Origin of the sequence: Methylobacterium gnaphalii (assembly GCF_007992215.1) — a bacterium.
Classification (GTDB): domain Bacteria; phylum Pseudomonadota; class Alphaproteobacteria; order Rhizobiales; family Beijerinckiaceae; genus Methylobacterium; species Methylobacterium gnaphalii.
The window spans coordinates 54,319-74,326 of the sequence record NZ_BJZV01000009.1 but is presented as its reverse complement, the minus strand read 5'-3'; the positions used below and the strand labels follow the sequence as shown (position 1 = coordinate 74,326).

General features: G+C 66.8%; 19 protein-coding genes. 10 read left to right on the top strand and 9 right to left on the bottom strand.

Annotation, left to right across the window (positions count from 1 at the left end; genetic code table 11):
* Positions 1-218: 218 nt before the first annotated feature.
* Positions 219-581 carry an MmcQ/YjbR family DNA-binding protein gene (locus MGN01_RS10235; protein ID WP_147046508.1) on the bottom strand — a complete coding sequence of 121 codons (363 nt, stop codon included), beginning with the start codon at positions 579-581 and terminating at the stop codon, positions 219-221.
* Between the two features lie 158 nt (positions 582-739).
* Between MGN01_RS10235 and MGN01_RS10230 the strand changes: the two genes are divergently transcribed.
* The 5 genes from MGN01_RS10230 (at position 740) to aat (ending at position 4,678) form a co-directional block, all read left to right on the top strand.
* Complete coding sequence (locus tag MGN01_RS10230) at positions 740-1,519, top strand: DsbA family protein (RefSeq protein WP_147046507.1); 780 nt, start codon at positions 740-742, stop codon at positions 1,517-1,519.
* A 119-nt stretch (positions 1,520-1,638) separates the two neighbouring features.
* On the top strand, positions 1,639-2,100 hold the full coding sequence (gene aroQ, locus MGN01_RS10225) for a type II 3-dehydroquinate dehydratase (protein WP_147046506.1): 462 nt from the start codon (positions 1,639-1,641) through the stop codon (positions 2,098-2,100).
* Positions 2,101-2,111: 11 nt separating this feature from the next.
* Positions 2,112-2,597: an acetyl-CoA carboxylase biotin carboxyl carrier protein gene (gene accB, locus MGN01_RS10220; protein WP_147046505.1), complete on the top strand. Its 486-nt coding sequence runs from the start codon at positions 2,112-2,114 to the stop codon at positions 2,595-2,597.
* Positions 2,598-2,607: 10 nt separating this feature from the next.
* Positions 2,608-3,963 (top strand): acetyl-CoA carboxylase biotin carboxylase subunit, encoded by a 1,356-nt coding sequence (accC, locus tag MGN01_RS10215; RefSeq protein ID WP_147046504.1) that lies wholly within the window; start codon positions 2,608-2,610, stop codon positions 3,961-3,963.
* 40 nt (positions 3,964-4,003) lie between these two features.
* Positions 4,004-4,678 (top strand): leucyl/phenylalanyl-tRNA--protein transferase, encoded by a 675-nt coding sequence (aat, locus tag MGN01_RS10210; protein WP_147046503.1) that lies wholly within the window; start codon positions 4,004-4,006, stop codon positions 4,676-4,678.
* Between the two features lie 4 nt (positions 4,679-4,682).
* On the opposite strand, the gene MGN01_RS10205 is transcribed toward aat, so the two are convergent.
* Entirely contained in the window at positions 4,683-5,279 is a 597-nt protein-coding gene (locus tag MGN01_RS10205) for a TetR/AcrR family transcriptional regulator (RefSeq protein WP_147046502.1), read from the bottom strand.
* Positions 5,280-5,316: 37 nt separating this feature from the next.
* Between MGN01_RS10205 and MGN01_RS10200 the strand changes: the two genes are divergently transcribed.
* Positions 5,317-5,790 (top strand): monooxygenase family protein, encoded by a 474-nt coding sequence (locus tag MGN01_RS10200; protein WP_147046501.1) that lies wholly within the window; start codon positions 5,317-5,319, stop codon positions 5,788-5,790.
* Positions 5,791-5,794: 4 nt separating this feature from the next.
* Here the strand turns inward: MGN01_RS10200 and MGN01_RS10195 are convergent, their stop codons facing one another.
* Positions 5,795-6,463 (bottom strand): DUF2155 domain-containing protein, encoded by a 669-nt coding sequence (locus MGN01_RS10195; protein WP_147046500.1) that lies wholly within the window; start codon positions 6,461-6,463, stop codon positions 5,795-5,797.
* Between the two features lie 115 nt (positions 6,464-6,578).
* Positions 6,579-6,995, bottom strand: a complete 417-nt coding sequence (locus tag MGN01_RS10190; RefSeq protein WP_147046499.1) for an NADH:ubiquinone oxidoreductase subunit NDUFA12 — start codon at positions 6,993-6,995, stop codon at positions 6,579-6,581.
* A 513-nt stretch (positions 6,996-7,508) separates the two neighbouring features.
* Between MGN01_RS10190 and MGN01_RS10185 the strand changes: the two genes are divergently transcribed.
* Positions 7,509-11,231 (top strand): vitamin B12-dependent ribonucleotide reductase, encoded by a 3,723-nt coding sequence (locus tag MGN01_RS10185; protein WP_147046498.1) that lies wholly within the window; start codon positions 7,509-7,511, stop codon positions 11,229-11,231.
* A 436-nt stretch (positions 11,232-11,667) separates the two neighbouring features.
* Here MGN01_RS10185 and MGN01_RS10180 read toward each other — a convergent pair whose 3' ends face one another.
* The 5 genes from MGN01_RS10180 to MGN01_RS10160 all read right to left on the bottom strand — a co-directional run bounded on the left by MGN01_RS10180 (position 11,668) and on the right by MGN01_RS10160 (position 16,219).
* Positions 11,668-12,471: a hydroxypyruvate isomerase family protein gene (locus MGN01_RS10180; protein WP_238257838.1), complete on the bottom strand. Its 804-nt coding sequence runs from the start codon at positions 12,469-12,471 to the stop codon at positions 11,668-11,670.
* Positions 12,472-12,506: 35 nt separating this feature from the next.
* Positions 12,507-13,136, bottom strand: a complete 630-nt coding sequence (gene otnC / locus MGN01_RS10175) for a 3-oxo-tetronate 4-phosphate decarboxylase (protein WP_147046497.1) — start codon at positions 13,134-13,136, stop codon at positions 12,507-12,509.
* Entirely contained in the window at positions 13,133-14,407 is a 1,275-nt protein-coding gene (otnK, locus tag MGN01_RS10170; protein ID WP_147046496.1) for a 3-oxo-tetronate kinase, read from the bottom strand. The genes otnC and otnK overlap by 4 nt, the downstream gene beginning before the upstream one ends.
* Positions 14,408-14,409: 2 nt before the next feature.
* Positions 14,410-15,090: an aspartate/glutamate racemase family protein gene (locus MGN01_RS10165; RefSeq protein ID WP_147046495.1), complete on the bottom strand. Its 681-nt coding sequence runs from the start codon at positions 15,088-15,090 to the stop codon at positions 14,410-14,412.
* A 79-nt stretch (positions 15,091-15,169) separates the two neighbouring features.
* Positions 15,170-16,219: a LacI family DNA-binding transcriptional regulator gene (locus MGN01_RS10160; RefSeq protein WP_147046494.1), complete on the bottom strand. Its 1,050-nt coding sequence runs from the start codon at positions 16,217-16,219 to the stop codon at positions 15,170-15,172.
* A 218-nt stretch (positions 16,220-16,437) separates the two neighbouring features.
* On the opposite strand from MGN01_RS10160, the gene MGN01_RS10155 reads away from it, so the two are divergent.
* The 3 genes from MGN01_RS10155 (at position 16,438) to MGN01_RS10145 (ending at position 19,932) form a co-directional block, all read left to right on the top strand.
* Positions 16,438-17,784, top strand: a complete 1,347-nt coding sequence (locus MGN01_RS10155; RefSeq protein ID WP_147046493.1) for an alpha-hydroxy acid oxidase — start codon at positions 16,438-16,440, stop codon at positions 17,782-17,784.
* Between the two features lie 34 nt (positions 17,785-17,818).
* A complete protein-coding gene (locus tag MGN01_RS10150; protein ID WP_147046492.1) occupies positions 17,819-18,517 on the top strand; it encodes a molybdate ABC transporter substrate-binding protein in 699 nt (232 codons plus the stop codon).
* 71 nt (positions 18,518-18,588) lie between these two features.
* On the top strand, positions 18,589-19,932 hold the full coding sequence (locus MGN01_RS10145; RefSeq protein WP_238257835.1) for an MFS transporter: 1,344 nt from the start codon (positions 18,589-18,591) through the stop codon (positions 19,930-19,932).
* Positions 19,933-20,008: the final 76 nt, after the last annotated feature.

The following is a 20,008-nucleotide window of genomic DNA, read 5'->3' as shown; positions in this document are numbered from 1 at the left end:
CGATCGGGCGAGATGGCGCCGCTGGCAAGGCCTCGAACGATCGAGGAGACGATGAAAGCGCTCTCACCAGCCGCCTGGAACGCCGGCGGAGATGATCCTAAACCCAGCGAGTCGATATGGACGGCGCCGAGCTTCGGACGCTGCGCGGCTCTTCGTGCCAGGCCGCGGATCGGGTTCCGCCGCCGTTCCACCCGGCCGGGGCGCATGGTGAGGGGAATTCAGCTCGCGCCACTTGCCTGCGGCACTTTCGCGGCGAGGCGCTTCGGCGCGATCAGCCGGTAGCTGCGGGTGACCAGCGCCTCGACCTCCGCCCAGTCTACGCCGTCGTCCAGCCGCATCCCGACCCAGCCCTTCGGGCCGACATAGGGCGGTGCGAAGAAGCGTGCGGGATCGGCGCCGATCAGGATTTCCTGTGCATGCGGGGGCGCCTTCATCCAGACCGAAGGTCGGCCATCGCCCTTGCGCGGCATCGCGAAAATCCTGTCGCCGACGCGAAAAGTCGGGCCGCCGAAGGCCTGTTTCTCGCTCGCCTCGGGCAGCGCCAGACAGATCCTGCGCAGACGCTCGACCTCATCGCTCATGGCAGGCTTCCCCTCCACGCCGCGGGCGCGTTCTCACCGATCGCGCCGCGATTTGACCCAGCGCCGCGAAAACGCCTAACCCCGCCGCTATCGCAGACCCCGAAGCGTGCCGCCTTGCCGCCGTTGCGAGGCCCGCCTTGATTTCTTCGAGGACATCGATGCCCCTGCTCCGCTCCGTCTCCGCGCTTGCCCTCGCCGCCGCCCTTGCCTTCAGCGCTGTTTCGTCCGTCTCGGCCGAGGACGCGCCGGTCTTCAACGACGCGCAGCGCAAGGCGATCGAGGCGATCGTGAAGGACTACCTCGTCAAGAACCCCGAGGTGCTTCAGGAAGCCGTCGCCGAGGGCGAGCGCCGCGCCCAGGAGACGCAGAAGCTCGCACAGGCCGCGGCACTCAAGGAGGCGAGCTCCGCCCTGATCGACTCGCCGCACAGCGTGGTCACCGGCAACCTCCAGGGCGATGTCACCCTGGTCGAGTTCTTCGACTACAATTGTGGTTACTGCCGCAAGGCACTGTCCGACGTGCAGACGCTGATGAAGACCGACCCGAAGCTGAAGGTCGTGCTCAAGGATTTCCCGGTTCTCGGCAACGAATCAGTGGAAGCCAGCAAGATCGCGCTGGCCGCCAAACAGCAGCTCAAGCCCGAGAAGATGTTCGACTTCCACGTGAAGCTTCTCGAGAGCAAGGGCCGCGTCAACGGCGAGCGCGCGCTGGCCGTCGCCAAGGAATTCGGCCTCGACATCGAGCGCCTGAAGAAGGACGCAGCCGGTCCCGAGGTGAAGGCTGCGCTCACCGAGAATATGGGGCTCGGCGACAAGCTCAGCCTCTCCGGCACGCCCGCCTTCATCATCGGCGACGAGATCCTGCCCGGCGCCGTCGGCGTCGATCCGATGAAGAAGACCATCGCCGACGTTCGCCAGTGCGGCCACGCGAGCTGCTGATCTCGGCGGATCGGGCGGTGGGCCTCGACTGCGTGGCCCCTTGTCGCAGCCTTCGCCGGTCGTCTAAGACCGGCATCGTCACGGCCGGGCACGCCCGGCCGCCGCAGCCCTAGGGGTCCATGCTCGCCATCCACGTCCTCAACGGGCCGAACCTCAACCTGCTCGGTCGCCGCGAGCCGGGGATCTACGGCAGTGTCACGCTCGCCGAGATCGAGCGGGATTGCGTGGTGCGGGCCGGTGAGCTCGGCGTTTCCCTGACCTTCCGGCAGACGAACCACGAGGGCGAACTCGTCGGCTTCGTGCAGGAGGCGGGCGAGGCGGGGGCCGGCGTGCTGATAAACGCGGCCGCCTATACGCACAGCTCGATCGCGCTGCGCGACGCGATCGCAGGGTCCAAGGTCACGGCCGTCGAGATCCACCTCTCGAACGTGCATGCCCGCGAGGAATTCCGCCACGTCTCGCTGATCGCGCCGGTCTGTGCCGGGGTGGTCTGCGGCTTCGGCGCCTATAGCTATCGCGCGGGGCTCGACGCCCTCGTGCATCTTCTTCGGGGACGGCAGTCCCCCTCCCCCGACGCATAAGACGGCAGGCGATGGCCAAGAACGAACCCTTCGATCCGGACCTCGTACGCGAACTCGCGCGTATGGTCGCCGAGACCGACCTGACCGAGATCGAGGTCGAGAAGGGCGACCTGCGCATCCGCGTCGCCCGCAAGATCGAGCAGATCGCGGTGCAGGTGGCCCCGGCTGCGGCTCCTGTCGCGGCAGCCGCGCCGGCTCCCGCCGCCATCGCCTCGGCCTCGGCGCCCGGTACGCCGGCGGCGCCGGCCAAGGGTGGAGCCCATCCCGGCGCTGTTCCCTCGCCCATGGTCGGCACCGCCTATCTGCGCCCCTCCCCCGAGGCGAAGCCTTTCGTCGAGGTCGGCTCCAAGGTGGCGGCGGGCGACAAGGTGCTGCTCGTCGAGGCGATGAAGACCTTCAACGAGATCGTCGCCCCGCGCGCCGGCACTGTCACCGCGATCTTCGTCGAGGACGGCACGCCGGTGGAATTCGGCGAAGCCCTCATGGTGATCGAGTAAGTCGGAAAAAATGTTCGACAAGATCCTGATCGCCAATCGCGGCGAGATCGCACTGCGCATCCTGCGGGCGGCGAAGGAACTCGGCATCGCCACCGTGGCGGTCCACTCCACGGCGGATGCCGACGCGATGCATGTGCGGCTCGCCGACGAGAGCGTCTGCATCGGCCCGCCGGCCGCGCGCGACAGTTACCTCAACATTCCCTCGATCATCGCGGCCTGCGAGATCACCGGGGCGGACGCGGTCCATCCCGGCTACGGCTTCCTCTCGGAGAACGCCCGCTTCGCCGAGGTTCTCGCCCACCACAATATCGGCTTCATCGGCCCCAAGGCCGAGCACATCCGTGTGATGGGCGACAAGATCGAGGCCAAGCGCACGGCCAAGCGCCTCGGCATCCCCTGCGTGCCGGGCTCCGAAGGCGGCGTCACCGATACCGACGAGGCGAAGAAGGTCGCGGCCGAGATCGGCTACCCTGTGCTCGTGAAGGCGGCCTCCGGCGGCGGCGGGCGCGGCATGAAAGTGGCTCGTACCGAGGCCGATCTCGAAGCGGCGCTCTCCATGGCCCGCACCGAGGCCAAGGCCGCCTTCGGCGACGATGCGGTCTATCTCGAAAAGTACCTGGAGAAGCCGCGCCACATCGAGGTGCAGGTTCTCGGCGACGGCCGGGGCAATGCGGTGCATCTGGCCGAGCGCGACTGCTCGCTGCAGCGCCGCCACCAGAAAGTCTGGGAAGAGGGCGGCTCGCCGGCGCTCAACGCCGAGATGCGCGCCGAGATTGGCGGCATCTGCGCCAGGGCGATGGAGGAGCTCGGCTATCTCGGCGCCGGCACCATCGAGTTCCTCTACGAGGACGGGCGCTTCTACTTCATCGAGATGAACACCCGCATCCAGGTCGAGCATCCCGTCACGGAGATGATCACCGGCATCGACCTCGTGAACGAGCAGATCCGTGTGGCGGCCGGCAACCCGCTCTCGGTGACGCAGTCGGACATCCACGTGAATGGCCACGCCATCGAGTGCCGGATCAATGCCGAGCACCCCTCGACCTTCCGGCCCTCCCCCGGCCTGATCACCTATTTCCATCCGCCGGGCGGCCTCGGCGTGCGCGTCGATTCGGCCGTGTTCCAGGGCTACCGCATCCCGCCGAACTACGACTCGCTGATTGGCAAGCTCATCGTGCACGGCCGCACCCGCAACGAGTGCCTGATGCGGCTGCGCCGGGCGCTGGACGAGTTCGTGGTCGACGGCGTCGACACCACGCTGCCGCTGTTCCGCACGCTGGTACGCAACGCGGACGTGCAGAACGGCCTCTACGACATCCACTGGCTCGAGCATTTCCTCGAGCGTGGCGGCCTCGACGGCGTGTAAGGGCACTGGCGCTCGCGCGACCGGCGCGCGACAAGATGGGATGCACGATCGGATCCCCGTCGAGATCACGCCGGACGTCCTGCTGAAGGCTTATGCCGCCGGCATCTTTCCCATGGCGGAGGATGCCGACGATCCGACGATCTATTGGGTCGAGCCTCGCGCCCGCGGGGTGCTGCCGCTCGACCGCTTCCACGTCCCGCGCCGTCTCGCCCGCACCGTCCGCTCTGACGTGTTCGAGGTGGTGAGCGACCGCGACTTCGACGCGGTGATCGATGGGTGCGCGGCGCCGCGGCGCGATTCTAGTCGGACCTGGATCAATCGCCGCATCCGTGAGCTCTACGGGGCCCTGTTCGATGCCGGCCGCTGCCACACGATCGAGGTCTATGCCGAGGGCCGGCTGGTCGGTGGCCTCTACGGCGTCTCGCTCGGCGCGGCCTTCTTCGGCGAGAGCATGTTCCACGAGGCCCGCGATGCCTCGAAGGTGGCCCTCGTCCATCTCGTCGCGCGGCTCCGCGCCGGTGGCTATCGCCTCGCCGACACGCAATTCCTGACCGATCACCTCAGCCAGTTCGGCGCCGCCGAGATCCCCCGCAACGTCTACAAGCGGCGGCTCAACGAGGCCGTGGCGCAGGACGCGAACTGGAACGTCTGGCCGCGCGATCGCGCCGTCGGCGGAGGAGAGGTGCTGGCGGCCCTGGCCTCTGCGGAGGCCTGATCGCTCAGCAGACCGCGGGCACCGCGCCGAGGCTCATCACGCGGCGAGTCATGGCCTCAATGGTCTCGGCGGTATCGTCGAACTGTCCGTCGACGGCGAGTGCAGCCAGGCCATGCGCCGTCGCCCAGCAATGCAGAGCCCAGTCCTCAACCCTGTCTGCCGGGACGAGGCTGCGCACCCGCTCCTCCATGACCGCGTAGGACGCGTTTGACGCCGCAACCATGGCGTCGTCCTTGGCGGTGGCCGAGCCGAACATCAGCCGAAACAGCGCCGGGTTGGCGCAGGCGAAGGCGACGTAGGCCACGCCCTGCTCTCGAAGAGCCATGATGCCGCCTCCCTGCCCATCCGCCGCGAGAAGGGCCTCCCGAAGCCGCTGGAAGCCGATGGTCGCGACCGCGGCAAGCAGAGCGTCCTTGTCCGCGAAATGCCGGTAGGGCGCCATGGCGGAGACGCCGGCCCGACGGGTCGCCTCCCGCAAGGACAGCGCCTTCGGATCACCCCCCTCCTCCAGGATCGCGAGGCCAGCCACGACGAGGGCCTCGCGCAGGTCGCCATGGTGGTAGCTGGCTGATCGATTGGCTGATGTTGACACTGTAATCATCCCGCGTATGTTTACAGTGTCAGCAGGAGGCTCGGCCATGCAAGGGAAAAGCACGGCGACGGCAGGGCAAACGCCGCGTATCTCCGTCGACCCCTCGGGCTATCCCGATCTCGTCGTGGTCTATCTCGGGTTTCGGGTAACGACCTGGCGCGGCCTGAAGGCGCTGCTCGGCATCGGCAAGGGACTGAACCGGATCGACCGGGTGAAACCCGATGGGCTTCTATGCCATGAGACCGTGATCTACGGCCTCAACCACATCGGCATGCGCCAGTACTGGCGCGACTTCGAGAGCCTGGAGGCGTTCACCCGCTCGGAACCGCACAAGACCTGGTGGCGGGACTTCGGCAGGGACCCCGCCGGCTCGGGTTTCTGGCACGAAGCCTATCGCCGCTCGGGCGGGATGGAAGCGATCTATCTGAACCTGCCGAAACCGATCGGCTTCGCGACATTCGCGGCCGAGCAGGCGCCGGTCGGTCCGTTCATGACCTCCCGCCAGCGCATCGCCGCCTAGCCGGCTACCGGAACAGGCGGTCGAAGAAATTCTCCGGTTCCCGCGGCTGGGACGGACGCTGCGCGGCGGCGGTCGGCCCCTCGTTCGTCGGGAAGAATTTGCGCGATGGCTTCTGCTTCGGCTGAACCGGCACGCCGCGCGGACCCTCGACGTCGACCTGGCCCTGCTGGTTGATCTGAGCCGTCGCCTTGGTCGGATCGTTGCCGCGATCGCGCTTCTTCTTGTCGGCGCGAGAGGCGAGCGCAGGCGTGTCCTCCTGCTCCTTCACCTCGGCGATCACGTCGGTGCCGCCCTTACAATCGACGAGCCAGACATCATAGATCGGATGTTCGATCGCGTGCAGGCCGGGGCTGGAGGCGAACATCCAGCCGGTGAAGATGCGCCGGTACTTGTTGTCGAGGGTGACCTCGTCGACCTCGAGGAAGGTCGTGGTCTTCGGCGTCTCGGTGGGCGGACGCGAGTAGCAGACGCGGGGCGTCAGCTGCAGGGCACCGAACTGCACGGTCTCGTCGACGGCCACCTCGAAGGACACGATCCGGCCCGTGATCTTGTCGAGGCCGGAGAAGACCGCGGTGGGGTTCTTGATCTTGTCGGCCGAGGCAGGACCCGCAGCGAGGCCGAGCGCCGCCGCGAGGGCTATCGAGGAGACAAGACGTGCAGTTCTGCGGCTCAAGGCGCGCCCCTCTCAAGACAGTGCTGGGCGTGTGGCCGGAGCTGCGCCGGCATGGCGCGGTGTAGACACGGGAAGCTTGGTGGAAAAAGGGCGGCTCAGCAGGAGGCGCTCTTGCCTACTCGCCCGGTGTCCACGGCACGTAATCCCCGGTCGCAGCCGGTCGCGAGCCCCAGGAGAGCTGCGAGCCCTTCGGCCGGTAGGCTGCCGCGGTGCCGGTCTGGTTCTCGAGGTGGGGCTTCTGCCACTCGCGAGGCTGATAGTCCTCCTCGCTCGGGGGCAGGTCGCCATTGTGGCAGAGCCAGGCGCGCCAGCCGGGCGGCACGCGCGAGGCGTCCGCGTAGCCGTTATAGACAACCCAGCGCCGCTCCGGCCCGACCGAGCGGTCGATCAAGGGGCCGAGGGCCTTGTAGTACCGGTTGCCGAATTCGTCCGCTCCGACGAACTGACCGCTGCGCGCGGTCAGGAGCGCCAGCGAGACGGTCTGGCCGTTCCACCAGGTGAAGATCCGCAGGAGCGTGTCCTTGAGGGCCATGGTTGCTCTCGCTTGAGCGCTTTTGAACGACGCCGCGGCCGCAGGGTTGCCGGATACGGCCACCGAACGGAGGGCATGGAAGCCGCCGCTCTTATGCTGAGAGGGCCCCGCGAAGTCCAGCACCCTCCGACTGTCGCTTTCGGGCCACGTTCGGGCGCCTCGCGAAGGGTGGTGCGCAGCCTCCGGCCACGTTTCCACATCCGATCCTGTGGAGGCAAAAAATTCCCGGGCGATTTTTATGGGGCGGCAAGCGCACTTAGGGCCGGACCGGACTTATCCACAGGAAGCCGTCCAGAAACACAAGATCTAGAGGATCCGGAGTCGGCCGCTACCAGTTGTTGACGTGAGAGCGCGGCCAGCGTTACTCTTCGTGCACTGCTTCGGACGGTCGATGTGGGTTTATCGGACCCGCTCGCGAGCGTGAGTTCCGTCGGGAGCGGTCGCCCCATTTTCTGATCGAAGACCTGCGTTCGGCGCGGGCCGAGACCTCGTGTCTCGATGGAGAGATGTTTCATGCGGTTTGAGCGTCGCTACACCACGGCGGGTCAGTCCCCTTACGCTGCGATCGCGTTTCGCGAGGCGGTGAGCGAGATCCGCAATCCGGATGGCTCGATCGTCTTCCGCCTCGACGGCATCTCCGTGCCCGAGAGCTGGAGCCAGGTTGCCGCCGACGTGCTGGCGCAGAAGTATTTCCGCAAGGCCGGCGTGCCCGCGCGCCTGAAGAAGGTCGAGGAGAACGATGTTCCCTCCTTCCTGTGGCGCTCGGTGCCCGACGAGAAGGCGCTCGCCGAGCTTCCGGAGGATCAGCGGTTCGGCTCCGAGGTCTCGTCCCAGCAGGTCTTCGATCGCCTCGCCGGCTGCTGGACCTACTGGGGCTGGAAGGGCGGCTATTTCACCTCCGAGGAGGACGCCTCGGCCTTCATGGACGAGCTTCGCTACATGCTCGCCAAGCAGATGGTCGCGCCGAACTCGCCGCAATGGTTCAATACCGGCCTGCACTGGGCCTACGGCATCGACGGCCCCGGCCAGGGCCACTTCTACTGCGATTGGAAGACCGGTGAGCTGACCCGCTCGACCTCCTCCTACGAGCACCCGCAGCCGCATGCCTGCTTCATCCAGGGCGTCCAGGACGACCTCGTGAACGAGGGCGGCATCATGGACCTCTGGGTCCGTGAGGCGCGCCTGTTCAAGTACGGCTCGGGCACCGGCTCCAACTTCTCGATGCTGCGCGGCGAGAACGAGAAGCTCGGCGGCGGCGGCAAGTCGTCCGGCCTGATGAGCTTCCTCAAGATCGGCGACCGGGCTGCCGGGGCGATCAAGTCGGGCGGCACCACGCGCCGCGCCGCCAAGATGGTGATCGTCGACATCGACCACCCCGACATCGAGGCTTTCATCGACTGGAAGGTGAAGGAGGAGCAGAAGGTCGCCGCCCTCGTCACCGGCTCCAAGGTCGTCTCGAAGCACCTCACCGCCGTGATGAAGGCCTGCACCCAGTGCGAGGCCGAGGGCGATGCCTGCTACGACGCGGAGCGCAACCCGGCCCTCAAGCGCGAGATCAAGGCTGCCCGCAAGGCGATGGTGCCGGATGCCTACGTCAAGCGCGTCATCCAGTTCGCCAAGCAGGGCTTCACCAAGCTCGAATTCCCCGTCTACGACACCGACTGGGATTCCGAAGCCTACCTGACGGTCGCCGGCCAGAACTCCAACAACTCGGTCTCGCTCACCGACGACTTCCTGCGCGCGGTGGATGCCGACGGCGACTGGCACCTGACCTCGCGCACCTCCGGCAAGGTCGCCAAGACCCTGAAGGCCCGCGACCTCTGGGAGAAGATCGGTGAGGCCGCCTGGGCCTCGGCCGATCCGGGCCTGCACTTCAACACCACGATGAACGACTGGCACACCTGCCCGCAGGGCGGCCGGATCCGGGCCTCGAACCCGTGCTCGGAATACATGTTCCTCGACGACACCGCCTGCAACCTGGCCTCGGCCAACCTGCTGACGATGTACGACCGCGCCACCAGGCGCTTCGACGTCGAGGCCTTCGAGCACCTCAACCGCCTCTGGACGGTGGTGCTCGAGATCTCGGTGATGATGGCGCAGTTCCCCTCGAAGGAGATCGCCGAGCTCTCCTACCGCTACCGCACACTCGGTCTCGGCTACGCCAATATCGGCGGCCTGCTGATGACCATGGGCCTGCCCTACGACTCGAAGGAAGGCCGCGCGTTGGCTGGCGCGCTCACAGCGATCATGACCGGCGTGAGCTACGCGACCTCCGCCGAAATGGCGTCCGAACTCGGCCCCTTCGCCGCCTATGAGGACAATGCCGATGCGATGCTGCGGGTGATCCGCAACCACCGCCGCGCGGCCCATGGCGAGGCCACGGGCTACGAGTTCCTCTCGATCGCCCCGGTGCCGCTCGACCACGCCAACATCCCGCAAGACGATCTCGGCGCTCATGCCAAGGCCGCCTGGGACCGCGCGCTCGAACTCGGCGAGACCCACGGCTACCGCAACGCCCAGGCCACCGTCATCGCGCCGACCGGTACGATCGGCCTCGTCATGGATTGCGACACCACCGGCATCGAGCCCGACTTCGCCCTAGTGAAGTTCAAGAAGCTCGCTGGCGGCGGCTACTTCAAGATCATCAACCAGGCGGCCCCCGATGCCCTGCGGGCGCTCGGCTACCGTGAGAGCGAGATCGCCGAGATCGAGGCCTACGCTGTCGGCCACGGCTCCTTGGGCCAGGCGCCGGCCATCAACCCGGCGAGCCTGCGGGCCCGCGGCTTCACCGACGAGAAGATCGCCGCGGTGGAGAAGGGCCTGAAGTCGGCCTTCGATATCAAGTTCGTGTTCAACCGCTGGACGCTCGGCGACGACTTCCTGAAGGACACCCTCAAGGTGCCCGCCGAGAAGCTCGCGGACCCGACCTTCGAACTGCTGCCCTTCCTCGGCTTCTCGAAGAAGGAGATCGAGGCCGCCAACATCCACGTCTGCGGGGCGATGACGCTGGAGGGCGCGCCCTTCCTCAAGCCTGAGCATTACGCGGTGTTCGACTGCGCCAACCCGTGCGGCCGTACCGGCAAGCGTTATCTCTCGGTCGAGAGCCACATCCGCATGATGGCGGCTGCACAGCCCTTCATCTCGGGCGCGATCTCCAAGACCATCAACATGCCGAATGACGCTACCGTCGAGGATTGCAAGGCGGCCTACCGCCTGTCCTGGACGCTCGCGCTCAAGGCCAATGCGCTCTACCGCGACGGCTCCAAGCTTTCGCAGCCCCTCAACGCCGCGCTGATTGCCGACGAGGAGGATGAGGACGACGCCATCGAGGCCGTGATTCAGGCCCCGGCCGCGGCCAAGGCCGCCGCGATCTCCGAGAAGATCGTCGAGCGAGTGATCGAGCGCGTCGAGCACATCCGCTCGCGTGAGAAGATGCCCGACCGCCGCAAGGGCTACACCCAGAAGGCGGTGGTTGGCGGCCACAAGGTCTATCTGCGCACCGGCGAATACGACGACGGCCGCCTCGGCGAGATCTTCATCGACATGCACAAGGAGGGCGCTGCCTTCCGAAGCCTGATGAACAACTTCGCCATCGCGATCTCGCTCGGCCTCCAATACGGCGTGCCGCTGGAGGAGTATGTCGAGGCCTTCACCTTCACCCGGTTCGACCCGTCGGGCTTCGTGCAGGGCAACGACGCGATCAAGAACGCGACCTCGCTGCTCGACTACGTCTTCCGCGAACTCGCCATCTCGTATCTCGGCCGCACCGACCTCGCCCACGTCAACCCATCGGACATCGGCTCGACCGTGCTCGGCGGCGGCGAGGGCGACACCACTCGCGATGCGGGCAAGCCAGGCCCTGTGGCCTCCAGCGTGGTTTCCCGCGGCCTGCTGCGCGGCTCGGCCGACCGGCTCACCCTGATCCAGGGCGGCCCGGGCGGTGCAGCCACAGGCGTCGGCGCTGCCAGCGCCTCGTCACCGGCCGGCGCCGTGGTCCACGCCACCCGCGGCGCGACGGCGCTGAAGGCGGAGCCAGTCCAGGCAGGCCATGCCGAAACGATCGCGGATACCCTCCCCTTCGCCAAACCCGAGCGCACGGTCGCCGACCGCCGCGCCGAGGCGAAGATGAAGGGCTATGTCGGCGAAGCCTGCCCCGAATGCGCGAACTTCACGCTGGTCCGCAACGGCACTTGCCTGAAATGCGACACCTGTGGAGGCACGACGGGCTGCTCGTAAGCGCCCTCGAATTGTGGGGCCGGCGTAAGTCGGCTCCGCATAGTACGACATGAAAGTCCTGCCTAACGGCGGGACTTTTTCGTTGAGGGCCTCCGCTGGAGTATCGGGCGCGCCGGTACAAACTCGAAAAGCTGACATCGACGCTGCTACAGCCGTTGTTGTCGTGCGCGACGAGCCAGGACCTTCGCTGGATTATTCTCCGCGGCGCCGATTGGAGAAGAGCGCCTCGGCAGTTGATGTGGAAGTGGCAATTGGTGGGGTTGGCGGGAACGCGATAGGTCGGAGCCTGATACAACGGAGGGTCAGGCAGAGGCCGGGCGGGTGAGGCGAATCCCGACTGAGGCTCCGAAAGCCGCCATCGCGCCGCCGAACACGGTACGTCTGCTGTGATCAGCGTACGTCACGATCTCTTCCCCTGTCTTATCGGGTGAGCTGTTCAGGCTGCTCCTCTGATCCAGCCGAGCCCTTCCTCCGTCGTGTCGGCCGGATGGTACTCGCAGCCAATAGCGCCTTCGTATCCAGCCTCGGCGAGTGCCTCGAAGATCGGCTCGAAACGGATCGTGCCGGTACCGGGCTCGTGGCGGCCCGGATCGTCGGCAATCTGGACATGGGCGATCAGCGGCGCGTGCTCACGGATCAGCGATGCGGGATCATGGCCGAGGCAATGGCAGTGGTAGGCGTCGAACAGGAGCTTGATATTCGGCCGCCCGACCTCGCGGATCAGCCGGATTGCGAGCAGTGGATCGTCGACGATGTAGTCTGCGATCGATCCGGGCCCAATTGGCTCGATCATGATCTCAATGTTGCGCCGTGCCGCCGCATCGGCTGCGTAAGCCAAGCTCTCGCGATAAATGTCGAGGAGCCGGTCCTGCTGCACGCCGACCGGACTGACCCCGGCCATGGCATGGACGAGGCGGCAGCCGCCGATCGCCTCAACGAAGTCGAGGGTCGGCTCGACGCTCTCGCGAAAGATCCCAGCGCGATCCGGCAGGGCGGCGAAGCCTTTCTCGCCTCGAGCCGTCTCGCCGGCAGGAAAGCTGGTCTGGACGAGTGTCAGGCCTGATGCCGCGAGCCAGCCGGCGATTTCGTTTGCCGCATGTGCGAACAGGTTAGGATGCTCCACGATGCGGAAACCGTTCTCCGCGGCTGCGGCGAAGCGTTCGGGCAGCGGGTGCTCGGTATAGAGAAAGCCGAGATGCGCGCTGAGGCGGCCAGCAAAGGGACCGAGGTCGATCGGCATCGACTTATTCTCCAATCGCGAGACGTTGCAGAGCGTCAGCCGAACGTCGCCTTCAACTCGGCGACCTGAGCCACATCGAGCATTCGCAGGCTTTGACCACGCAGGGTAACAAGGAGCTTGGCGGTCTCTTCCAGTTCCTCGGCGGCATAGACTGTGCTCGTCAGATCCCGGCCACTGACGACCGGACCATGATTGGCGAGCAGCACCGCCGCATGGCGTCCGCCCAGGGCCCGGATCAACTCCCCGCCCCTGGCATCGCCCGGACGAAAATACGGCACGAGGGGTACCTGCCCGACCCGCATCACGACGTAGGGCGTTAGCGGGGGGATGCAGTCGTCGGGATCGGTATCGGCGAGGCACGACAGGGCGGTGGCGTAGGTCGAGTGCAGGTGCACGACCGCGCGAGCCTCCGCCCTCGTGTCGTAGAAGGCGCGGTGCAGAAACACCTCCTTGGAGGGCTTGTCGCCGCCGACGTGATGCCCTTTCCGGTCGAGCCTGCTGATCCGGGCGGGGTCGAGGAAGCCAAGACAGGAATTCGTCGGCGTGATGAGGTAGCCGTCGTCGAGACGCACGCTGACATTGCCGGCCGAGCCGACGGAAAAACCGCGGTCGAACAGCGACTTGCATAGCCGGGCGATGTCGTTGCGTAGGGCCGCTTCCGTCATACCCTGCCTGCGATCTGGGCGAGTGCCTTATCGAAAAAATCGACGGCACCGAAATTGCCGGACTTGAGGGCAAGGCCGAGCCTCGGCGCGCTCTGTGACACGAGAACCGGGACGCCGGGATCGATCTCGCGTCCGACCATGAGGGCCGTGAGGCCGAGGGCGCCTACCACCGCGCCAGAGGTTTCGCCGCCGGCGACGACGAGTCGGCGCAGGCCGCGTTCGACCAAGCCGCATGCGAGTTCTCCGAACACGGCGTCCAGGGCTGCGGCCAGACGCTCGCGTCCATATTTGGCCTGCGCGGCAGCAATGTCGGCCGGCTCGGCCGAGGAATAGACCAGCGGCGCCCGGCCGGCATTGTCGAATACGAAGCGGAGCACCGCTTCGTGCTCGAAGCAGCCTTCCATCACCGCATCCACCGCGATGGTCTCGACCGGATGGTGCTTGCGGTGATGGGCAATCTGGCTGCGCGTCGCGCCGGAGCAGCTTCCAGCCAGGATCGCCTCGGGTCCGTCGACGGCAGGTGCCTCCGCGCCGCTGCCAGAGGCTTGCCCACGGGCGATGAAGTTGTGCGGCAGGCCGCGTGCGATGCCCGAGCCTCCGGTGACGAGGGGGGCGTCAGCCAGCGCGGCGCCAATCGTCATGAGGTCGTCATTGCCGATCGCGTCGACCACAACCAGGGTCTCGCCTCGTTCGCCGGCTGCGGCGAGCGCCTTCGCAATCGCGTCGGAGCCGGTTGCGACGGTCGGCTGCGCGACATGCCCGACAGGCCTACGCGCCTGGGCCGAGAGCACGCGGCGGATGTCGGGATCGGTCATCGGCGTAAGCGGATGGTTCTCCATGCCCGATTCGCTGAGCAGGCGATCGTTCACGAAGAGGTGCCCCTGGTAGATTGTGCGCCCCGCTCCCGGGAAGGCGGGGCAGACCACGACGCCGGAGGTTACAAGGCGTTCGGCGAGTGCCTCGGCCACCGGTCCGATATTGCCGGCTGGCGTCGAGTCGAAGGTCGAGCAGTATTTGAAGACGATCTGCCGAGCGCCCTGGGCCTTGAGCCAGTCGAGCGCGGCAAGGGATTGGGCCACCGCCTCGGCAGCGGGGATGGAACGGCTCTTGAGGGAGACGATGCCGGCTTCGACCTCGGGTGCGGCGGGCGCGGCGGGAACGCCGAGGAACTGCGCCGTCCGCAAGCCGCCCTCGCCCGCAACGCCTTTGGCGATCGTCGCGGCGATGTCGCTCGCACCGGTAAAATCGTCCGCGATGACGCCGAGCAGCATGGTCAGCCCTGCCCGCCCGCCTTGCCTTCGACCAGGGCGCGCATCCGGTCCACTGCCGCGTGCGGGGCCGTGAGCACCGGCACGGAGACAGCCTGCCGCACCGCTTGAGCCGCGCGCGAGGTCGAGAAATGCGCGAGCATGATCGCATCGCAATCCGAGAGTTCGGGCGCTTGCTCGGCGACGAGACGGTTGTGGGTCTCGGCATCACCTTGGCGCAGGTGCCGGATCGCGTCGCCCACGACGACGGTGCGAAGGCTCGCCGACTTCTCGGACCCGGCGACGAAGGCGTCGAACTCGTCCGTCATGGGGGCGACGGAGGGGCCGAAGGTGGCGAGCATGCCGACCTGGCCGCCTCGGGCGATCGCTGCCTCGAACATGGCTTCGTTCGGCTTGACCACCGGGATCGGCAAGACTTCGGCCAGCAGTTCGATCGCTGGGCCGAAGGCGGAGCAGGTGACGAGGATGCCATCGGCGCCGTTGCTGTAGCCGTATCGGCCGAAGGCGACGAAGCGCTCGATCATCGATGGCGAGATCGGACCATTGCCTTCCCGCGCGCGGTCGATCGACAGGCCGTCGTCGAGAAGGTTGATCGGCTCGGCGTCTGGCCAGTTCTCGGCCATCGCCGTCTGGATCGGCTGCATGGCGACGGGGGTCGCGTGGAGAAGGACGATGCGAGGTGCCATGACCGGTCCACCGTGAAGGTCGCCGATCTTGTAAGCGATTTCAAATCATGTGCAAGATATCGCCGGATGCAGCCCGCACCTAAGCTCGGAGGTGGCTTCGCGGCGGAGCCGTGCTGCCGCGGACGATCAACTCCGCATCGATTTCCGTGAGCCGGATCGTCGCTCGGCCGGACATGCGGGCGAGGAGGTGGTCGCCGGCCGCGCGCCCGATGGCGGCAGAATGCACGTTGATCGTCGTCAGCGGTGGGCTGAGAAAGGCTGCGAAATCCGAGTCGTTGTGGCCGATGACTGAGAGATCGCCGGGAATGTCGAGCCCACGCGAACGCGCCTCGATCATCGTTCCGAAGGCGATCTGATCGGTTCCGCAGATGATCGCCGTAGGCGGCTCCACGCCGGAAGCGAGCATTTGGCGGAAGCCATCGCGGCCGCCGCCGATGCCATAGGAAATCTCGACGTCGTGCTCGGGCAGCATGCGAAGCCCCCGCGCTGCGAGCGCCTGGTGGATACCCTCGACGCGCGCGCCGCCACGGTCGTTGTCCTTGCGCAGGCCCGAGATCACGCCGATCCGGGTATGGCCGAGATCGAGCAGGTAACTGGTCGCGCGCGCGGCCGAGGCGGCATTGTCGAAGCCGATACAGGCCCGCTCGGCTGACAGGGTAAATACCTGAACCATCGGAATCTTTTGGCGTTCGATCCGTGCATGCAACAGCGGGTGATGGATGTCGCCGACGAGCATCAGCCCATCGATTCCGCGCTCGATCAGAAAGGTCGCCTCGCGCAGTACGTTGTCGATGTCGTAGCCGGAATTGGCCGCGATCAATGTGTAGCCCTCTTGCCTCAGGCGATCCTGGAAGCTCGACAGGAGGCGGATGAAAGCCTCGTTCTCGATGTTCGGAACGACGGCCCCCACCGCCATGAAGCGCCGCTTGGACAAGGCGCGCGCGGCGCCGTTGGCGACGAAGCCCAACTCTTCGGCCGCCTTCATCACGGCCTCGTGCTTGTCTGCCCGGACGCGGGCTGTCCCGTTTAGGACCCTCGACACCGTCGCCGTGGAGACTCCGGCGCGTTCCGCGACATCCTTCGTCACCGGAAAGCGCGCTGGTTCCTGGATGATGGCCGGCTTCGTCACGCCCTCGGACTTTCTCGGTTCAGGCTGCGCCACAGATCACATGTCCGTCTCGTAGCAGGCAAGCCAACCATCGGTTTGGGACGGGAGGGAGAAATATATTGACATCCATTCCCCGACATCGTCACCTGTAATCGGTTTCAAAAAGTGACATTTGGCACGGGTGCAGGTGACTTAGGCCCGGAGAAACGTCGCGGGGCCGAATGGGCGGGAGGACGAGCATGCCTGCGCTGGCGCGCCAGGAGTTGGATCCCGATGCGCTGCCTGCTGCGGGGGCAGCCGCGCCGGCATCGGCCGTCGACCCGGATACCGGAATTGCCCTGAAGGCTGACGGGCAGACCGCCCAGGCGACTGCGTCACACGAGCCGCTGGTCACGAGCCTGAAACGCGCACCCGTCACCACGCCGCGCGCGTTCCGCGACCTGCTGGCGCTCGACGATTTCGAACGGCATGCCAAGCGGCGCCTCCCGCCGATGATCTTCCAGTACGTGTCGGGCGGCGTCGAGACCGGCACGGCGATGCACCGGAGCCGCGCCGCCTATGCCGACTATGCCTTTCTGACCCGGACGATGGTGGACACCTCGGCGCGGAGTTGCACGACTGAGCTGTTCGGCAAGACCTACGCCGCGCCCTTCGGCATCGGCCCGCTCGGCGGCTCGGCCTTCATCGCCTATCGCGGCGACCTCGTACTTGCGGAGGCCGCCGGCGCGCAGAACATCCCGATGGTCTTGAGCGCCTCGTCGTTGATCAGGCTGGAGGACGTGCACGCCCAGAACCGGGCCGCTTGGTACCAGGCCTATCTTCCGGGTGATCAGAACCGCATCGATCGCCTCGTCGATCGTGTGGCGCGGGCCGGCTTTGAGACCTTCGTCGTCACCGCCGACACGCCGACCCTGGGCAACCGCGAGCACAACACCCGCAGCGGCTTCTCGATGCCGATCAAGGTGACGCCGAAAGTGCTCTGGCAGAGCGTAACGCATCCGCGCTGGGCGCTCGGCGTGGTGGCGCAGACCTTCATCAAGCACGGCGTGCCGCATTTCGAGAACATGGAGGCCGAGCGCGGGCCGCCGATGATGTCGCAGAACGCGGTCCGCAACACGATCGCGCGGGACAAGCTCTGCTGGGCCAATCTCGAGGCGATCCGCCGGCGCTGGAAGGGCAACCTGCTGGTCAAGGGGCTGCTCAATCCGGCCGATGTCGAGATCGCCCGCGCCTGCGGCGCGGATGGCGTCATCCTCTCGACCCATGGCGGCCGCCAACTCGATTACGCCGTCGCCCCCCTCGACGTCCTGCCGGAGATCGCGGCCGCCAAGGGATCAATGAAGGTGATCGTCGACAGCGGTATCCGCCGGGGCACCGACGTACTCAAGGCCTTGGCGCTGGGCGCCGACTTCGTGTTGCTCGGCCGCCCGTTTATGTTCGCGGCGGCCCTCGGCGGGGCGCCCTGCGTGTCGCATGCCATCGGCATCCTGAAGGAGGAGATCCTTCGCGACATGGCTTTCCTCGGCGCCAACCGCCTCGACGAACTCGGCCCGGAGATCCTCCGCAAGGTCGGGCGCAGTGACTGAGCGGCCCATCCATCATCAGAGAATGAATCGCGGCATGGATCAGAGCAAGACGGTGCGCGCCATGTGCGCCCTCGCGGTCAAGGGCGCCTTCGATGCAAGCCTGATCCCAGGCTTCGAGGCAGAAGGCGGCACGCTCGACATTCTGTGGGGGCCGACCACGGTTATCGAGGGCAGGCTCGCCGAGGGCGCGCGACCGGACGTGGTGCTGGTGCTGTCCGGCGCCATGGACAAGCTCGAGGCGGAGGGACTGGTTCTTCCGGGCAGCCGCGTCGACGTCTGCCGCTCGCGCTACGGCGTAGCAGTGAAAGCCGGCGCCCCGCATCCGCGCATCGACACGCTGGAGGCGTTCAAGGACACCCTGACGGGCGCGCGCTCGGTCGCCTACTCTCGCGCCGGCGCCAGCGGCATTTACTTCGCCAGCCTCCTGCCGCGGCTCGGTATCGCCGAGGCGGTCAACGCCAAGGCGACGATCATTCCGGCCGGCTTCACCGCGACGAAACTCGTCTCGGGCGAGGCCGACATCGCCGTCCAGCAGATCTCCGAGCTGATGGTGGTTCCGGGCATCGAGGTGGTCGGCCCCTATCCGGAGGGCGCCCAGGAGGAGACCACCTTCTGCGCGGCCATCCTGCGCGAAGCCATGGCGCCCGAGGAAGCCCGCCGCTTCCTCTCCGTCCTCACCGCCCCGAGCGCGGCTGAGGCCTACCGGGCGAGCGGCCTCGAACCCGCCTCCTGACGGCGGCACCCCTCTCATCCCCGCCAGCGGGGCCCACAGCTCAACGAAGCCAAGTCCCGCGAAGCTTGCTGATGACTGACACCACGAAAGAGAAGGGCGCACTGCCGGCGATCCGCTGGGTGATGATCTTCCTCTGCTTCCTGATCCTCGGGATCAGCTACATCGACCGTATCAACCTCGCCATCGCCGCGCCCCACATCAAGAAGGAGCTCGGCTTCAATGACGGCGAGATGGGGCTCGTCCTCGGCGCGTTCTTCTGGACCTATGCCATCGGCCAACTCCCCGCCGGCTGGTTCACCGACCGGATCGGCGCTCGGATTGGCCTCGCGCTGTCGGCCACATGGTGGTCGGTCTTCACCGTCGTGACCGGTTTCACCAACTCGGTCGCGGCGATGTTCGGATCGCGGCTGATGCTCGGCATCGGCGAGGCCGGCTCGAACCCGGCCTGCGTCAAGGTTGTCTACGGGTGGTTCCCGAAGCGAGAGCGCGGTCTGGCCAGTGGGTTGTTTGATGCAGGCCCGCAGGCTGGGACGGCCATCGCCCTGCCGCTCGTCGCGTGGCTGATCCACGATTGGGGCTGGCGGACCTCGTTCTACGTTACCGGAGGCATCGGCCTCGTTTGGGTCGTCTTGTGGCTCCTGATCTACCGCGAGCCGGAGACCGACCGGAGCATCACCCCGCAGCAGCTCGCCGCACTCCGCGAGGGCGTCGAGACTGATCAGGCCCCCGCCGAACACGTGCCGTGGTCGTCCCTGTTCAAGTACCGGACGATGTGGGGGATGATGATCGGCTTCTTCTGCATGAACTTCGTGAAGTACTTCTTCATCACGTGGTTTCCGACCTATTTGGTCAGCGCGAAGGGCTTTTCGCTGGGCCAGCTTGGCACGCTCGGCGCGATCCCAGCCCTGATGAGCCTGCCCGGCAGCGTGCTCGGCGGCTGGATGACCGACCATCTGTTCCGTCGCGGCTTCTCGCTCACAGCCTCGCGAAAGATCTGTCTGGCCGGCGGCATGCTGACCTCCTCGGTGATAGCATTCGCCGCCTTCACCGACAGCATCGCGCTGATGCTGGTGCTGTTCTCGATCACCTATGCGGCGCTCGCCTTCACGGCAGCGGTGATCTGGTGCGTGCCGGCCGACGTGGCGCCCTCGAAGGCGCATGTCGCCTCGATCGGTGGCATCCAGAACTTCGCCTCGAACCTCGCGGGCGTCGGCATCACCAGCATCACGGGGCTGATGCTGTGGCTGTCCGGCGGCTCCTTCCTCGGGCCGCTCATGCTGGCCGGCGCCGTCTGCATCCTTGGCGCCCTCAACTACATCTTCGTGGTCGGAACGATCGCGCCTTTCGGTGGCGTCTCTCAGGCAGCGCCGCAGCGCGATCCCGCCTTTCCGGCCGCCAGCCCCAGTACCGCCTGAGACGCGACCGGCAAGCCGGAACGAGACGAGACAAAAGCCGAAAACGGCTTCGACACCGGCAGGCCAGCCACCCGCC

Excerpts from the sequence above, each read along its gene's own strand:
- MGN01_RS10235 (WP_147046508.1), bottom strand. The coding sequence starts at position 581 with ATGAGCGATGAGGTCGAGCGTCTGCGCAGGATCTGTCTGGCGCTGCCC.
- MGN01_RS10230 (WP_147046507.1), top strand. The coding sequence starts at position 740 with ATGCCCCTGCTCCGCTCCGTCTCCGCGCTTGCCCTCGCCGCCGCCCTT.
- aroQ (WP_147046506.1), top strand. The coding sequence starts at position 1,639 with ATGCTCGCCATCCACGTCCTCAACGGGCCGAACCTCAACCTGCTCGGT.
- accB (WP_147046505.1), top strand. The coding sequence starts at position 2,112 with ATGGCCAAGAACGAACCCTTCGATCCGGACCTCGTACGCGAACTCGCG.
- accC (WP_147046504.1), top strand. The coding sequence starts at position 2,608 with ATGTTCGACAAGATCCTGATCGCCAATCGCGGCGAGATCGCACTGCGC.
- aat (WP_147046503.1), top strand. The coding sequence starts at position 4,004 with ATGCACGATCGGATCCCCGTCGAGATCACGCCGGACGTCCTGCTGAAG.
- MGN01_RS10205 (WP_147046502.1), bottom strand. The coding sequence starts at position 5,279 with ATGATTACAGTGTCAACATCAGCCAATCGATCAGCCAGCTACCACCAT.
- MGN01_RS10200 (WP_147046501.1), top strand. The coding sequence starts at position 5,317 with ATGCAAGGGAAAAGCACGGCGACGGCAGGGCAAACGCCGCGTATCTCC.
- MGN01_RS10190 (WP_147046499.1), bottom strand. The coding sequence starts at position 6,995 with ATGGCCCTCAAGGACACGCTCCTGCGGATCTTCACCTGGTGGAACGGC.
- MGN01_RS10185 (WP_147046498.1), top strand. The coding sequence starts at position 7,509 with ATGCGGTTTGAGCGTCGCTACACCACGGCGGGTCAGTCCCCTTACGCT.
- MGN01_RS10180 (WP_238257838.1), bottom strand. The coding sequence starts at position 12,471 with ATGCCGATCGACCTCGGTCCCTTTGCTGGCCGCCTCAGCGCGCATCTC.
- otnC (WP_147046497.1), bottom strand. The coding sequence starts at position 13,136 with ATGACGGAAGCGGCCCTACGCAACGACATCGCCCGGCTATGCAAGTCG.
- otnK (WP_147046496.1), bottom strand. The coding sequence starts at position 14,407 with ATGCTGCTCGGCGTCATCGCGGACGATTTTACCGGTGCGAGCGACATC.
- MGN01_RS10165 (WP_147046495.1), bottom strand. The coding sequence starts at position 15,090 with ATGGCACCTCGCATCGTCCTTCTCCACGCGACCCCCGTCGCCATGCAG.
- MGN01_RS10155 (WP_147046493.1), top strand. The coding sequence starts at position 16,438 with ATGCCTGCGCTGGCGCGCCAGGAGTTGGATCCCGATGCGCTGCCTGCT.
- MGN01_RS10150 (WP_147046492.1), top strand. The coding sequence starts at position 17,819 with ATGGATCAGAGCAAGACGGTGCGCGCCATGTGCGCCCTCGCGGTCAAG.
- MGN01_RS10145 (WP_238257835.1), top strand. The coding sequence starts at position 18,589 with ATGACTGACACCACGAAAGAGAAGGGCGCACTGCCGGCGATCCGCTGG.